The following is a 14,610-nucleotide window of genomic DNA, read 5'->3' as shown; positions in this document are numbered from 1 at the left end:
AGTTTTGCCTTAACAAAACTAGCTTCGTTAGCATTCATTTGCTTTCTTTCATCCATTCAACTATTAATTATTTATGGTGACTGCTCTCGATGATTGTCGCACAACCAATCGGGTTGGCAGCTTGATTCGTGTTTCCTTCGTGCCTTCCCCATGCAGCAAACCCGCCAGCACACTGCGTGCTGCCTCTTTGCCCATCTCGTAGAAAGGCACATTGATGCTGCTTAGCGGTGGATCGCTGAGCTTAGCAGCATCCGAATCATCGCAGCCTATAATAGCGAAATCACGCCCAGCGATCCAACCACGCTCACGGAGCCCTTGCATCAAACCGATCGCCATCCGATCATTGGCCGCAAATACCGCTTCCACCTGATCCCGATGTTCCCATAGCCCTGATGCCGCTTCATAACCGCTTTTACGGCTGTAATTGCCTTCAAGCAGCAGCTCAGGCGGAACTGCTAAGCCTGCTTCACTCATTGCTTTCCTATAGCCCTGAAGTCTATCGCCAGAGTTCGAATACTGGGGCGAACCGTTCAGAAAAGCAATCTTCCGATAGCCCTCTTCCTGTAAATGCCGAACAGCCCTATAACTGCCTTCTACATGATCCGCATCCACCTCATGAAAGGTTAACCCCTCGAAGCTTTGATTGACCAAACAAAAAGGCAATCCCTGCGCCTGCAGCTGCACTAGCGATTCCCGCTGCTGAGGAGTATCCCTTGAACCCAGGATGACACAAGCATCCACCTTCTGCGAGCGATAAAGTCGGGTGTAATCCAAATTCTCATCCGGTGTTAAAAGTGATAGCAGCATGTCGTAGCCCTGCTCCCTTACTTGTTCCCCTATGCCGCTTAATATTTCCGCGAAATAAAAGGCTGAGAAGAGATGTACTTTGGGCATATAGGGCAGCACAACGCCAAGATTACCACTGCGCCTCCGAGCGAAGCTTTGCGCAATAGCATTTGGATGATAGTTGAGCTGTTTAGCAGATTCAAGCACACGCTCTTTCGTAGCAGGCTTCATGGGGCCTAGCCCATTGAATACACGGGATACGGTCGCCTCTGAAACCCCTGCTAGTTCAGCAACCTCTTTTCTCGTCACCATGCATAAGCCTCCGATAATTCATTCATTAAACTAACAATGTACACGCGTACATTCTCTCATTCAACAGCCATTCATGTCAATACAAAATTATTGAGTATTTTATTCAACAACATTCGACATTTTCATCAATTTTACATAAAGTTAAACAAGAAATTTGCTATTATTTGTAAAAATAACTAATTTATAATCTTGTCTACTGTTCGTATTTGGACTTATGATAAGGGGTACAGTGGACAACTATGATGTGGGAATGAGTGATAGCAATGAAAGCAGTCTGGCGCCTTTTTCACTTCGCCGCATCGGCAGCATTAGGTACTCTTAAGAGTAAGAAAATAATCACTCGTGTTCACCATCGACAGCGACTTCAAGCCTTATTAAAGCAGACTATTGAAAATCGATATCATGTTAAGCGCACAGCCCCATTACATTCTCTTCTCATCCTTGATATTGACCGGTTTCGCCAAGTTAATTTATCGCTCGGATACAAGTCTGGCGATCTCCTTTTGGAAGCAGTGGGCAATCGTCTGCGGACCGTACACGGCTGTGATCTTGTTGTTCAATCAGGAGATGATGAATTTACTCTCCTTATACATGCTAATACCCAAGATCAGCTTTCCCAAACCATTCAAAGCATCCAGCACGTTTTTGTCACATCCTTCATCGTAATGGATCAAGAATGTTATATTACCGTGAGTATAGGTATGAGTGCTGTCGACATATCGCTTGCTACGATCGAACAAGCCTTGCATCAAGCTGATCAAGCTCTCCTAGCCGCTAAGCGTACAGGTAAGAACAAGCTTGTCACCTATCATTCATCGCACGTGCAGCGGTTCTCCAATCAGGTTCAGATGGAAACTGAGCTGCGGAAGGCTATACTTGAGAATCAACTCATCTTATACTATCAACCACGTCTTGAACTCTCCACTGGAAACATTATTTGTTTGGAAGCCTTGGTGCGCTGGAATCACCCGAAGCTCGGCTTAATTGCTCCGAACGAGTTTATTCCGCTTGCTGAGGAGAGCGGTTTGATTTTACAGCTTGGTGAATGGGTGCTCCGCGAGGCTTGTCTCCAAAAAGCGAGATGGCTGGAGGCTGATATTTTGAACTATCAAATTGCTGTAAATATCTCCCCTTGTCAATTTCAAGATGAGTCTTTTTCGGATAAGGCCATTCAGATTATTGAGCAAACCGGCATAGACCCTGCCTTTCTTGAATTTGAAATTACCGAAAGCTCCATTATGCAAAATATGGATACAACCGTCGCGGTACTGGATAAGCTATGTACGAAAGGGATTTCGATCTCGATCGATGACTTCGGAATCGGCTATTCATCACTTAATTACTTGAAACAATTCCCTATCCATTGTTTGAAAATTGACCGTTCTTTCGTTAAAAATATACATAGCAATAAAGATGATTGGGCCATTACAAATGCTATTATCCATCTCGGCCATGCTCTTGAAGTGCAGGTGGTTGCAGAAGGCGTAGAAGAATGGAGCCAGCTTGAAATATTGAAAGAAACAACCTGCACGACGATTCAAGGCTATTTATTAAGTCCTCCCGTATCCGCTATCGAAATTGAGCAAACCTTTCATAGGAATAACAACAAACCGGTTATGATTTCATAACCGGCTGTAAGCTTTGGCATAACGTCTCATTTTGGCAAAAATACGTTTGTCGCTCAATCTTCGAAAAATATAGGGATCAGGACTCGTGTTTACCTCAAGAATCCATGGATGCAGCTTATCGTCCAAGGCAACATCGACACCGATCTCCTTAACCCCTTTATAACGCGTGTTAATCGCCTTAGCTATCTGCAACCCCAGAACATGCAGCTTCTTGACATAAACCTTTCGCTTACTTGAAGGCAAATACTTGTGGAGCAGCGTTTCCACCGGCTTCAATGTTCCCCCATTGTGGAAATTAGTAACCACTTTTTTAGGATGGGCTACTCTGCCTATTACACCCGTAGTCTCCCATTTGTGATGAGGCGTTTGTTGAACCATAACACGAAGATCGAACCGATTTCCTTTGTATTTGAGCAGATGAATCCCCTTTTGTACTAAATAAAACCGTTTTTTCGTCACTTTACTGATGGATGCATACATCTCATCAAATGTTCTAAACTGTTTTAATCGAACGCCTGACTGGTACGAATAAGGTTTTTCTGCCCCCTCCTTCGCCAGTTCCACACGTATAACACCGTTTCCAAACATACCTACATTGGGTTTAATATACACCATTTTATATTGGTTAAGCATTTCCCTAAGTGTCTCTTGATTCATTCGTTTAGTGGTCGGAACATATTGACGCAGCTTTTCCTTTGATTCAATTGCTTTTGTTTTGCCAATTTTGCTAGTGACGTACCTAGCTCTACTAAGACGAACCGGTTTCCTTGACGTATTTTTCATGTTTTGCCTCCAGCTTCAGTCTATAGAAGTCGGCCAAAGATTGTGCTGTGGCCTGCCAGCTGAATTGCTTTTTGACATCGCTCCGCGCCTGTTTGGCTAAACCCTCTGCCCATTCTTTCCGTTCGGCCACCGCCACAATACTCCGTGCGAATGCGCGAGGATCTCGAAATTCTTTAATCAGAACCCCGTTATGTTCATGCTGAATGACCTCTTTAATTCCTCCAATATCCGAGGCGATAACTGGAAGTCCAGAAGCCATCGCTTCCACATTCACCAAACCAAATGCCTCATGCTTTTGTGAAGGACAAACGAAACAATTCGCGAGTCCATATACTTCATGTATCTTTCGATGCGGAATATTACCTAGAAACTTTGTTGGCACTCTAAGCTTATTAGCCTTCCTTTTAAGCAGCGCCTTGAAACCTTTACCTTGCTCGCCCCCAGCAATCAGAAGCTTCAACCCAGGGATCGTTTTTCTAGCCAGATGAACAGCATGAATTAATATAGGGATGCCTTTGCGCTGGATAAGTCGGCCGACATAAAGGATCTGAAAACCGTTATTGCTAACCCGATACTTTCTTCTTAAACGTCTCTTCGCTTTCTCCGATTTTGGGCAAAATCTAGCCAATTCGGTCCCGAGGTAAATCTTGTGAAGCTGATTTCGCTGTTTCGGATACAGTCTTGTTAGCTCCTCTGCGAGTGAACTGCTGTTAGTTACAATCCAATCTACTTCGTTCAAATGCTTGGAGCATCGACGAACAGACGCATAGGGGGGCTTTACGAAAGTTAAGGAATGTAAGAATAAAGATACTGGCGTTTTCGGAAAATGGCTTTTGATGACGGCAGCATACTGGGGTCTGTTATCGACTTGAATCCAATCAAATGTCTTCCCTTTGGTTGCCTTAAGCACTTCCTTCAAGTACGTATGAGAGCTTCCCGTAGGTACTCTTATTATCGTAAGTTGACCTCGCCGCGAAATATGGCTATACCTAGGATGCTGCCGCGAAATAACGGTAACTTGATGCATTTTGGCAAGCTCCCGTGCAATGGAATAAATGCATATTTCGACGGAACCACCTAGAATTGGCGGTACTGGAATTTGTTCAGGAGCAATGATTAAGAGGTGCACGTCTCTAATTCACTTCCTTAGGGCTAGCTTAATGACAACTTATTAACCCGTACCTATTGTATGAAGCAAACCATCCATTGGCGACAAAATTGAAAGAAGAGGCTATTCCCAGATTAAGTCTGGAGACAGCCTCTTCTTCAATTACAACACTTATGGAGCGCTAGTTAAAAATTTAGCAGTGGGGTTTTTCTCGATCGAAGATCGCAGCGCATACTCGCTCTCGAACAAGCCTACGAAATTTCCTTTTTTATCTTTTACCAGCTGTGAGTTAATGCGGAATTTACTCGGATCCAGCTTCTCGTCTATAATCCAACGAGCGAACTGATAGTTCTGACGTTGTAGTAAAATGTCTACGCCATATTCGGATTTCATCCGGTGTTCAAGCACTTCGAATTGCAGTTGACCGACTACGCCAAGAATCATATCCTCGAAACCAATCGTGGTAAATACTTGAATCATACCTTCTTCGGTCAATTGATCAATCCCTTTGAGGAACTGCTTTTGCTTCAAAGCATTCTTGATTGAAACTTTGCTGAACAGCTCCGGAGAGAAGGTAGGCAGCTCGTCGAAAACGACCGCTTCCCCTTCACTTAAGGAATCCCCGATCCGGAAAATACCGGGATCAAACAAGCCGATGATATCGCCCGGGAATGCCTCTTCAACGATGTCACGGTCTTGCGCCAAAAATTGCTGCGGCTGAGCTAACTTAATGTCTTTGCCGAGTCGAACATGTTTCACGGACATACCACGCTCGAACTTGCCAGAAACGATTCGCAGGAAAGCCACACGGTCGCGGTGAGCTGGATTCATATTCGCTTGAATCTTGAATACATAGCCTGAGAATTTCTCTTTGGTAGGCTCTATGATGCCTACTGTGCTGTTGCGCGGCTCAGGCGCTGGTGCAAGCTGAAGGAAGTTCTCTAGAAACGTCTGCACACCGAAGTTGTTCACGGCACTGCCGAAGAAAACAGGTGTAAGCTCGCCTTGCAGTACTTTCTCCATATCAAACGGATCACCGGCTATATCGAGCAGCTCGATATCCTGGCTTAATTGTTTGTGCAAGAATTCGCCGGCAATTTGCTTCACTAATGGATCATCAACACCATCCACCTTGCGCACTTGAATCTCTTTGTGATCTTCACCTTGATACAGCTCTAATTGTGATTTCCCGCGATCGTAAACCCCACAGAACTGTTTACCCGAACCAATCGGCCAGTTCATTGGATAGGAACGAATGCCGAGCACTTCTTCTAATTCTTCTAGGAGTTCAAACGGGTCGCGGCCCTCACGGTCCATTTTGTTAATAAACGTGAAGATCGGAATTCCGCGCATTCTACACACCTGGAATAGCTTCTTCGTCTGCATCTCGACCCCTTTGGCTACGTCGATCAGCATCACCGCGCTATCTGCAGCGGTAAGTGTTCGGTACGTATCCTCACTGAAGTCTTGGTGACCAGGTGTATCCAGAATGTTCACGCGATGCCCTTCGTAGTCGAACTGCATAACGCTGGATGTTACCGAAATTCCACGCTGCTTCTCGATTTCCATCCAGTCGGATGTCGCATGTTTGCTAGCCTTACGCCCTTTGACCGTTCCGGCTAAGCGAATCGCGCCTCCGAATAACAGCAGTTTCTCGGTTAATGTTGTTTTACCCGCATCCGGGTGAGAAATAATCGCGAACGTACGTCGCTTAGCGACTTCTGTTGCGAGAAGTTTAGAGAGTTGCGTTGTCATCTGTTAGATTATTCCCTTCTTGTTTTACATATAGAGGTAGTTTAAAAAGTTCACTTTGATAACGAAGTCATTTCAGGAAGCATCTCAGCATCGAATCTTGAACGAAACCGGGAAGTCCGGTACTCACGTAGCAAATCTCTACGCTCCGTTCCTCCTTCTCCGGACTTCGTCCAACCTTCTCGGTTCTGAAAGCGATCTTTTTAAACAGCATTTAAGCTTACTATGAATCAGGCTTGAACTTTCTGCAAATCAATACTCCAATTCGCTTCATCTAGGAAAGTTCGATTGCTAAACTCTCGGCCGCGCACGACGACCTTATCCGCAAATACTTGCACATAGATGCCTTGTGCTTTATTTTTGGCTTCTTGCTGGTACGCGCGGTTAAGCGTTCTTCCAACCGAAGCATTGTGGAAATAATGGAAAGACTCCTTCACATAATGCGGTGTCCCATTCTGGAAATCTTGATGGCGATGTCCGCAGAACACGAACACATTCTTATAAGGCTTTAACGTCTCGCGGAACTTGATCGCGCGTATTAATTGATGTGATCCCCCATCTGTGCCACTGGCCGGCAGCGGTTGATGCGTCATCACGAACAGTGGTCTTCCTGGTTGATAGAGGCTTTTCACCCGTTCTTTGAACCATTCCAGCTGCTCATCGGAATACCAAGCTCCCTCACCGACCTCTGGCTTCTCTTGCACGTACGCTTCTTGTGAAAGCAACAAGATGGAGTGACCCTTCGTCGTAAAATCATTGTAGAGTTGCTTGTAGCCAAAAAACTTCTTGAACGACTCTCGGCTCATCGCGTCACTTTTGCCGTTCGGAACAGCTGCTTGATCCCAGTTATTCGCTTTATTAATCCAGATGGAGTAATAATCGTGATTTCCCATGTTCGCATGAACAGGCGGAAGTTTATATTCACTTACAATGGTACGCAGCTCCTTATAATCTTGTTCCGTTCCTGTGTCCGTCAGATCGCCTGTTAGCATGATAGCATCAACAGGTCCGTCAAAATGTGTAATATCATCAAGCGCTTGTCTTAATTTCTTACCCGTAAGTGCATCACCTATACTGATATGAAGGTCGCTTAATATAAAATAGGACATGAGGGGACCTGTCGGCAAGGGTTCTGCCGAAGATTGTGCCACGGATTGAGAAGGCTCTGGTTTCACAGATGATTGGGCGGGCTGAGCATCTGGAATAAACTTTTTCTTAACCATTTGACTAAAAATCGCACTTAAACCAACGAGTGCAGCCCCTATTGCCAGCAGCCATCTGATAAAAGCTCTTCGTGACATATACGCACCTCATGTAATGAATAGTAAAATTTACTCCGTAATATTTATTATACCACAAAAAAAATCCAACAGGCAGAGTCGCCAGTTGGATGTTAAGCTTGTTACCTCAAGGATAAACGGCTTACGCCGTCCATAACGAGCGCGTTTGTCGAGGTTGAAATCAACTAGGTTAAAACCGTTGTTTTTTGAACGGCTTCCCAATCAACTTCACCTTCATTTTGACCGTTAATCGGCCACCACTTGAAGCCGTCATCGCTTAGTAGCTTCGATGCCTCTTCAGGCCCCCAAGATCCGGCTGGGTAGTATTTCAGATCTTCCGTCTTCTCATTCCATGCTGCTGCAATACGATCCACATAGGACCAAGCAAGCGCCACTTCATCCCAACGGGTAAAGTACGTGGAATCTCCACGCGTAGCATCATAAAGCAAGCGTTCGTAAGCTTCCGGTGTATTGATACCGATCTGACAGCTTTGGCAGAAATCCATCGCAACGGGTACGATGACGCCTTCCGAGCCTGGCTGCTTCGCATTCATTTTCAGATAGATGCCTTCCATCGGATTCACACGGAAAACAAGCAGATTCGGCTCCAACTCATGCTTCTTAGCCAAATACACATTATTCGGGATATTCTTAAATTCTACAACGACCTCCGTCGTTTTGACTGGCAGCCTTTTACCCGTACGAATGTAAAAAGGTACACCTGCCCAGCGGAAATTATCCACGTGAACCCTGGCTGCGAAATAAGTCTCTGTAGTCGATTGCGGATTCACCGAATCTTCTTCGCGGTAAGCTGGTAGTGCTTTGCCTTTGGACGAGCCACTCGCATATTGACCGCGGACCACATTCGCACGAACATCTTCGCCGGATTCGAATAAGCGGAGGGAACGCAGGACCTTCACCTTCTCATCACGGATATCTTCCGGATGCAGACGGCTTGGCGGTTCCATTGCCATCATCATCAGCATTTGCAGCATATGATTCTGACCCATGTCTCGCAGCGCGCCAGAGTGATCATAATAACCGCCGCGTTCTTCAACGCCGACCGTTTCACTTAACGTAATTTGAATGTTAGCTATGTATTTGTTGTTCCAAAGTGGTTCAAAGAAGGCATTCGCGAAACGAACGAACTCAATATTTTGTACCATTTCTTTACCTAAGTAGTGATCAATGCGGTAAATATCTTGTTCTTCAAATACTTGACGAAGTTGTCCATTCAAGCGCTCAGCAGATGGCAGGTCGTAACCGAACGGCTTCTCAATAACGAGACGGTGCCAGCCATTAGTTTTGAGCAATCCACCTTCACTTAAGTTGTACGATACGTTACCGAAAAGCTCTGGAGCCAGAGCCAGGTAGAACAAGCGGTTCCCACCAGTCTGATACTTCTCATCCAGTTTGGCTGTCAGCACATTAAGTTCATGGAAACCAGCAACATTATTGATATCCAATGACATGTATTCAAAACGCTGCGCGAATCGATCCCATTCCGCCTCATCCGTCACTTTATAACGGGCAAAATCCTCAATCGAATGCTTTACATCATCACGAAATTGTTCATTCGTACGAGGTCTTCTAGCCAAACCAACTACGGCAAAATTTTCTCCTAACTTTCCTTCACGATATAGGCTATAAAAAGCAGGAAACAGCTTTCTTTTCGCCAAATCGCCCGTTGCTCCGAAAATATAAAACACAGCTCCACTCATCTATGCATCATTCTTTCTCTATTAGGATTAGTTAATATGCTTAGCATACCTAAAATAGTCAAGCTATTCAACTTTTCTGAGAACTTTCTCTCATAACTTTTTCTTATGACAATATAGACATTCGTCTATACCGATCCGCCCGGCCATGAATAGGCTGAAAGTACACAATAACACGGAGGTGCTAAGATACGATGCAGCCTATTTATCCGATTACTGATAAAGCCTGTCAAAGCTTTTACGGAAAGCCTGTTCTAATTTTTTTAAACGATGGCTCCGAAATCTATGGCGTATTAAGTCGTATTGAAAAAAACAAGCTGATCCTGAATGATGATGCCACTCCAAAGCTCAACACGACAACGAAGAAAACCAAAAAAACCATTTCCAAATCAAAAACAGTTAAAGCGAAGCAAGCAAAGTCACCGGATCAAACTTCATTCACGGGTACAGCTGCAGAGAGGTATTCTTCCTTTGGCCTTCCTCTTTTAAGCTTCGGCGGCGCGGCCCCTGGCTATCAAGGCGCAATCGATATTCAACTCGAAAACGTTGCAGCTATGTTCAGTGAATAATGAAAGGGCTGTGGATGAAACCATCATCTGCAGCCCTTTGTCTTATCTTCTCAATTTCTTACTCATTTTATAACAGCTTAACTCGGGAATAAACGAATGGACTTCGTAACCTTTGCGTAAGTAAAATTGAATCGCTTTAGGGTTGCTTTCATCAACAAAAAGCTCAGCCGTCACACAGCGCTCACTTTTCCCGTATTCTTCGGCGACCTTCATAAGCTGCTGCCCCCAGCCTCTCCCTTGCTCACGAGAATCGATGGCTAGCATATCAATGAATAACACACTCGATTTACGAATCATCGTAATGAATCCGAACGGCTGTTTATACCCTTTGGCAGTAACAAACGTTTTGTTCTGATTCAGTCTCTTCCGTATTTCTGAAAATGTTACAGAAGTACCTGTGTCATAAAGTCTAGAAAAAGGTACTAACTGTTCAACGACTAATCGATGAATCGCTCGATCATCAATGGAAGCCATTCGTTTGCGTATCACTTGGCACCGCCTCCACAAGAAGCAATAATGCTATCTTATGTTGGCATGACTGCAAATGACTCCGCTTGAATAGGCAGCTTTTTTTAACTATTCTAACAAAGCAAGTACCAATTTACCCCAGCCCTTACGAATGCTATACTATGATTAAGCGAAAATGAGGTGATCTCCATGATTTATGCGTATCCCCCAATCATGGCTTTGAACAGCTATCAAACCCACAAAGACTACTACCGGGTAAGCGCAGTAAGCGGTATTGCGGGAGGTAAATCAAGTACCATTCGACGTCCTCTTGACATGCCTTATGAAGAATTAGCCTACAAACAACACGCTCAGTCTGCCGCGAAAGGCGTAGCCGAATTTGTACAATCTGCACAGAACGTTAAACAATCGGCACAAACCTTGGTGGGGTCTCGACTTCCTGCTATTGCCTACAAGGCAACACCACTTTCGTCAGAAGCCGATAGCGAATCCATCATTGAACCTATACGTCAATTCGTACATACATACAATGAATTTCAGGACAGCTTGCGGGATTCTCCCGAGTATTTGAATCGCTCTCTTTTCATAGGACTAGAGCAAGCCGCTAAGCCCTATTCTCTGAAAGAGATTGGGATAACAAAGCTGGATAACGGAAGCTTAGAACTCAAAGAAGATCAACTTCAAGATCAAATTAAGAACCAACCTAGCTCCACGTTAAAAAGTCTTGGCAGTATTACAAACTTCGCCGCCACACTCTCGAATTCGATAGGACAATTGCAGCAATTGCCGTCGGAGTCGTTGTTCCAAATGTCTCGTTCACAGCTTAAGCCTTACGGCCAATATCGATCTCAGCTCCAAGCTTATCTGCCGGTTCCGATGAGTGGACTGCTGCTTGATATTCAGATGTGATCGGCCATTCAGAATGATTGAAATGATCTGGCTGATGCTCTGTATACACTTGACTCGCGAAAAAAAAAGCGACCCTCGAATGAGCCCATGCACATGCATGCTCACCCGGAGGGTCGCTTTTATTAGAATAGCTTCTTACCTAATACATGATCAATAGGGATGTATCCGATCACTCTGCTATCCATACTATTATTTCGGTTATCTCCCATCACGAAAATATGATCGGCAGGCACCGTCCATTTCTTGTTTCCGTTGGCTCTCATTGCCTCGTTAATGTAAGGCTCGTCAAGAAGCACACCATTACGGTACATCTTGTCGTCCTTGAGCTCCAATTGATCTCCCGGCTTACCAATCACCCGTTTGATCCAGACATGTTTATCATCACCACTCGTAAATAAACTGAGCAAAGGGCTGTCTAACAAGTCGTTCTTGAATGTTCTCTTAAGATCGACTCTGGAGTCGATAATTACAATATCCTCATAGTTAGGTTCATATTTAAACGTATGAGAAAGCTTTGATACATACACGCGTTGACTGTCATGCAGCGTCGGATCCATGGAATGTCCCATTACCTTTGTGGATTGGAACACGAAAACACCAAGAAATACGACTAAAATAAACGAAATGGCAATGGAACCAAACCAGCTCCAAATTTGCTTTAATAGATTCATTCGTATCGCTCCCTTGTGACTAATTGCTATTCAGCCAAACCATGTTTAAAGGCATAGATGGCAGCTTGTGTTCGATCTTCTACTCCTAGCTTGGCCAGAACATTGGTGACGTGAAACTTTACCGTCTTCACACCGATAAACAAATCATCCGCCAGCTCTTGATTGGATTTACCTTTCGCAATCAAGCGTAGCACTTCCATTTCACGATCGGTTAACTCCTCATGCGGCTCTGCTGCCGGCTTAGGCTGACGAAAGCGATTCATGATCTTGGAGGCGACCTGAGACTCCAGAATGGACTGCCCTTTAGCTGCCGCTCTGATCGCTTGGGCGATCTCGGAAGCGCGTGACGTTTTGAGCAAATAGCTGAAAGCCCCTGCTTCAATCACTGGATACATTTTCTCATCATCTAAGAAGCTCGTCAACACAATGACTTTGCAATCCGGGTAAAGTTGCAGCAGCTTCCTTGTCGTTTCGATACCGTCCATGCCTTCCATGACCAAATCCATGAGCACGACATCTGGTCGATATTCCTGTGCTAGCCGAATGCCATCATGACCATTACTGGCTTCCCCGACCACTTCAATACCATCCTCTGTCCCTAGTACGGCTGCGAGTCCGATCCTGACCATCTCGTGGTCATCGACAAGTAAAACCTTGATCAACGCGTCTTCCATTTGCTTCTCCTCTCGATAGGAAACTATTTTGACCATGCTATCTATGATAATGGATTAACTTTCAACCGCATATTCAGTAGCTAATATAGGTACACGAATTTCAATACGCGTACCTCGATCGGGCGCCGTAATGATATCCACAGAGCCGCCAATTTCATTAACCCGCTCCTTCATGGACACTATACCATACGATGTAAGCTTCTTAGCATCTAATTCAAATCCGACCCCGTCATCGCGTATCGCAAGCCGAACACCGTCAGGACGATGCAGCAGCTTCACTTCCAGCTTGTTCGCCTTAGAATGACGCAGAGCATTAGAAAGCGCCTCCTGTACAATACGGAACAAATGGTCTTCAATCCCCTTATTCAAGCGGATATCCTCGTCCATATCCCAAGTAATCGCCATAGGGACTTTAGCCGCAAGCTCCTTCAGAAGCTCGACAAGTCCTTCGGACAGTCGTTTTCCTTCCAGATGGATAGGTCTTAAATGCAGAAGCAAGGCTCTCATTTCCGATTGGGCAACAGAAGCCATCTCCTCGATGAGATGAATTTGCCGTTTAGCCTTCTCGAAATCTTTATCCAAGGTCCGCCCTACTGCTGTTGCTGTCATCGATATCGCAAATAATTGCTGGCTCACCGCATCATGAAGCTCACGCGCCAATCGCTGTCTTTCTTCAATTACGGCAGACAGCTTTGCTTTCTCCGCAAGCTCCGCGTTATCATTGGATAAGCGCTGTAGGGAAGTAACCTGCTCTTCCCACCTTTTCATAATACGGCCTAACTGATCCCCTAGGCGTCCGATTTCATCTTCACCGTGTTGGAAGCCGCCGCGGGCAAAGGTCCCTTTTTCGAGTAAAATCATCGTTTCCATCATCGGTTCAAGCCTCCGAGTAATTCGGTTGCTATTCCAGAAGCCATACACAGCGCCAATGCCGCCTATTACCAAAATCGCCATGAATGTAAATTTAACGCCCTCTTGCCAACTCGTAAATGGCACTATCAGATTGCGTGAATTCAAAAAATAAATGATCGCGCCAAACACAACGAAACTAAAGATGATCGATTCACTCATGCTGCGCCATATCATATTCGTTAATCGCCGTTTATAGCCGTCCAATTGGTGATGAACCTCCTCATGATCTTTACGCGTGCCTAAGCGTACATTCTCACAATACTTTGATCTTGATATCTCCTACGATGTAAGAAAGCACAAGTTTCACGCGGTGATCGCAAAGTTCATAGTTAGGGGACTGCCAAATCAGCTTGTTCATAACCCCTGACTCACGCTCATTCGCAACTTGAATCTGCCCAAATGAGATGGAAGCCGTCACAGCGACACCAATATCCTCCGGCACTTTTATATCTACATCCCCTACAACGCCTTGCAGGATGACCGTGGTTTCCTTTTGCTCCAAAATCGCAAGTGAAAGATCAATGTAGGTTTCTCCAATAATGTACCAAGTTGAACTGTTCCTTAAAATCCAAGGCTCACGGCCTAAACGGACGCTATCCACCAATTTCTGCTTTTGCATGTACGTATCGTCTTTGTGTACTTGCTTAGATCGTATGAAAAACAATCCTAGCGAAATTAAAACAATAGAGAACACGATAGTAATGTGATCACCGAATAAAATCACTGCCCCTATGCCGATCAGTACATAACCTTTGCGCTCTTTGCGTGAACGGACCCGATGAATGCCTAGCAAGATGAGGATAATGGCAAGAATGGGGAAAAAGCCTATCGTATGATCTAGAAGCAAAAAAAGACCGGCTCCAATCAGCACTAGTGCTGTATTGCGGTTACGGTTGCTTTTAGTTTCTTCTCCCATCGCTGCACCTCCTCTGGCTGACTTTTAATTAGTTCATATAGATTCCTAGCATACCATAAGAATGGACGACCTCCAAGATGCAAATCCTTGCGCAGCAAGGCTTCCGTATGAATCATGGAGGTCA

At 44.9% G+C, this 14,610-nt stretch carries 15 protein-coding genes; 3 read left to right on the top strand and 12 right to left on the bottom strand.

The window, feature by feature from the left end; genetic code table 11:
- Window positions 1–63: 63 nt before the first annotated feature.
- Window positions 64–1,098, bottom strand: a complete 1,035-nt coding sequence (locus AC58U0_RS30085) for a LacI family DNA-binding transcriptional regulator (protein ID WP_497382499.1) — start codon at window positions 1,096–1,098, stop codon at window positions 64–66.
- A 263-nt stretch (window positions 1,099–1,361) separates the two neighbouring features.
- Here AC58U0_RS30085 and AC58U0_RS30080 point away from each other — a divergent pair, with 263 nt between their 5' ends.
- The gene (locus tag AC58U0_RS30080) at window positions 1,362–2,726 is read left to right on the top strand and encodes a putative bifunctional diguanylate cyclase/phosphodiesterase (RefSeq protein ID WP_497382498.1); all 1,365 of its coding nucleotides are present in this window, start codon (window positions 1,362–1,364) and stop codon (window positions 2,724–2,726) included.
- Here the strand turns inward: AC58U0_RS30080 and AC58U0_RS30075 are convergent.
- The 5 genes from AC58U0_RS30075 to zwf all read right to left on the bottom strand — a co-directional run bounded on the left by AC58U0_RS30075 (window position 2,721) and on the right by zwf (window position 9,370).
- Window positions 2,721–3,509 (bottom strand): YheC/YheD family protein, encoded by a 789-nt coding sequence (locus tag AC58U0_RS30075; RefSeq protein ID WP_497382497.1) that lies wholly within the window; start codon window positions 3,507–3,509, stop codon window positions 2,721–2,723. The two genes, AC58U0_RS30080 and AC58U0_RS30075, sit on opposite strands and share 6 nt — an antisense overlap.
- Window positions 3,475–4,638 (bottom strand): glycosyltransferase family 4 protein, encoded by a 1,164-nt coding sequence (locus AC58U0_RS30070; protein ID WP_497382496.1) that lies wholly within the window; start codon window positions 4,636–4,638, stop codon window positions 3,475–3,477. The genes AC58U0_RS30075 and AC58U0_RS30070 overlap by 35 nt, the downstream gene beginning before the upstream one ends.
- 150 nt (window positions 4,639–4,788) lie before the next feature.
- The gene (locus AC58U0_RS30065) at window positions 4,789–6,372 is read right to left on the bottom strand and encodes a peptide chain release factor 3 (protein WP_497382495.1); all 1,584 of its coding nucleotides are present in this window, start codon (window positions 6,370–6,372) and stop codon (window positions 4,789–4,791) included.
- A gap of 227 nt (window positions 6,373–6,599) precedes the next feature.
- A complete protein-coding gene (locus AC58U0_RS30060; RefSeq protein ID WP_497382494.1) occupies window positions 6,600–7,670 on the bottom strand; it encodes a metallophosphoesterase family protein in 1,071 nt (356 codons plus the stop codon).
- A 164-nt stretch (window positions 7,671–7,834) separates the two neighbouring features.
- On the bottom strand, window positions 7,835–9,370 hold the full coding sequence (gene zwf, locus AC58U0_RS30055; RefSeq protein ID WP_497382493.1) for a glucose-6-phosphate dehydrogenase: 1,536 nt from the start codon (window positions 9,368–9,370) through the stop codon (window positions 7,835–7,837).
- Between the two features lie 191 nt (window positions 9,371–9,561).
- Here zwf and AC58U0_RS30050 point away from each other — a divergent pair, with 191 nt between their 5' ends.
- Window positions 9,562–9,936, top strand: coding sequence for a hypothetical protein (locus AC58U0_RS30050; RefSeq protein ID WP_497382492.1), 375 nt, complete (start codon window positions 9,562–9,564; stop codon window positions 9,934–9,936).
- Between the two features lie 42 nt (window positions 9,937–9,978).
- Here AC58U0_RS30050 and AC58U0_RS30045 read toward each other — a convergent pair whose 3' ends face one another.
- On the bottom strand, window positions 9,979–10,425 hold the full coding sequence (locus tag AC58U0_RS30045; protein ID WP_057307706.1) for a GNAT family N-acetyltransferase: 447 nt from the start codon (window positions 10,423–10,425) through the stop codon (window positions 9,979–9,981).
- 168 nt (window positions 10,426–10,593) lie between these two features.
- Between AC58U0_RS30045 and AC58U0_RS30040 the strand changes: the two genes are divergently transcribed.
- Window positions 10,594–11,313: a hypothetical protein gene (locus AC58U0_RS30040; protein ID WP_497382491.1), complete on the top strand. Its 720-nt coding sequence runs from the start codon at window positions 10,594–10,596 to the stop codon at window positions 11,311–11,313.
- Between the two features lie 122 nt (window positions 11,314–11,435).
- Here AC58U0_RS30040 and lepB read toward each other — a convergent pair whose 3' ends face one another.
- The 5 genes from lepB to AC58U0_RS30015 are packed head-to-tail and all read right to left on the bottom strand — an operon-like array spanning window position 11,436 to window position 14,602.
- The gene (gene lepB, locus AC58U0_RS30035) at window positions 11,436–11,984 is read right to left on the bottom strand and encodes a signal peptidase I (RefSeq protein ID WP_497382490.1); all 549 of its coding nucleotides are present in this window, start codon (window positions 11,982–11,984) and stop codon (window positions 11,436–11,438) included.
- A 26-nt stretch (window positions 11,985–12,010) separates the two neighbouring features.
- Window positions 12,011–12,658 (bottom strand): response regulator, encoded by a 648-nt coding sequence (locus AC58U0_RS30030; RefSeq protein ID WP_056835817.1) that lies wholly within the window; start codon window positions 12,656–12,658, stop codon window positions 12,011–12,013.
- A 54-nt stretch (window positions 12,659–12,712) separates the two neighbouring features.
- A complete protein-coding gene (locus AC58U0_RS30025) occupies window positions 12,713–13,774 on the bottom strand; it encodes a sensor histidine kinase (protein ID WP_497382489.1) in 1,062 nt (353 codons plus the stop codon).
- A 49-nt stretch (window positions 13,775–13,823) separates the two neighbouring features.
- Complete coding sequence (gene liaF, locus AC58U0_RS30020) at window positions 13,824–14,486, bottom strand: cell wall-active antibiotics response protein LiaF (RefSeq protein WP_060647631.1); 663 nt, start codon at window positions 14,484–14,486, stop codon at window positions 13,824–13,826.
- Entirely contained in the window at window positions 14,441–14,602 is a 162-nt protein-coding gene (locus AC58U0_RS30015; RefSeq protein ID WP_497382488.1) for a hypothetical protein, read from the bottom strand. Before AC58U0_RS30015 ends, liaF begins: the two co-directional genes overlap by 46 nt.
- Between the last annotated feature and the right edge of the window lie 8 nt (window positions 14,603–14,610).

It is taken from the genome of Paenibacillus sp. J31P190, assembly GCF_059692075.1.
The sequence above is the reverse complement of the archived record's forward strand: the minus strand, read 5'-3'. Positions and strand labels throughout refer to the sequence as shown.

What these genes read in the sequence shown, in the direction of transcription:
- AC58U0_RS30085 (WP_497382499.1), bottom strand. Translation starts at nt 1,098, where the DNA reads ATGGTGACGAGAAAAGAGGTTGCTGAACTAGCAGGGGTTTCAGAGGCG.
- AC58U0_RS30080 (WP_497382498.1), top strand. Translation starts at nt 1,362, where the DNA reads ATGAAAGCAGTCTGGCGCCTTTTTCACTTCGCCGCATCGGCAGCATTA.
- AC58U0_RS30075 (WP_497382497.1), bottom strand. Translation starts at nt 3,509, where the DNA reads ATGAAAAATACGTCAAGGAAACCGGTTCGTCTTAGTAGAGCTAGGTAC.
- AC58U0_RS30065 (WP_497382495.1), bottom strand. Translation starts at nt 6,372, where the DNA reads ATGACAACGCAACTCTCTAAACTTCTCGCAACAGAAGTCGCTAAGCGA.
- AC58U0_RS30060 (WP_497382494.1), bottom strand. Translation starts at nt 7,670, where the DNA reads ATGTCACGAAGAGCTTTTATCAGATGGCTGCTGGCAATAGGGGCTGCA.
- zwf (WP_497382493.1), bottom strand. Translation starts at nt 9,370, where the DNA reads ATGAGTGGAGCTGTGTTTTATATTTTCGGAGCAACGGGCGATTTGGCG.
- AC58U0_RS30050 (WP_497382492.1), top strand. Translation starts at nt 9,562, where the DNA reads ATGCAGCCTATTTATCCGATTACTGATAAAGCCTGTCAAAGCTTTTAC.
- AC58U0_RS30040 (WP_497382491.1), top strand. Translation starts at nt 10,594, where the DNA reads ATGATTTATGCGTATCCCCCAATCATGGCTTTGAACAGCTATCAAACC.
- lepB (WP_497382490.1), bottom strand. Translation starts at nt 11,984, where the DNA reads ATGAATCTATTAAAGCAAATTTGGAGCTGGTTTGGTTCCATTGCCATT.
- AC58U0_RS30030 (WP_056835817.1), bottom strand. Translation starts at nt 12,658, where the DNA reads ATGGAAGACGCGTTGATCAAGGTTTTACTTGTCGATGACCACGAGATG.
- liaF (WP_060647631.1), bottom strand. Translation starts at nt 14,486, where the DNA reads ATGGGAGAAGAAACTAAAAGCAACCGTAACCGCAATACAGCACTAGTG.
- AC58U0_RS30015 (WP_497382488.1), bottom strand. Translation starts at nt 14,602, where the DNA reads ATGATTCATACGGAAGCCTTGCTGCGCAAGGATTTGCATCTTGGAGGT.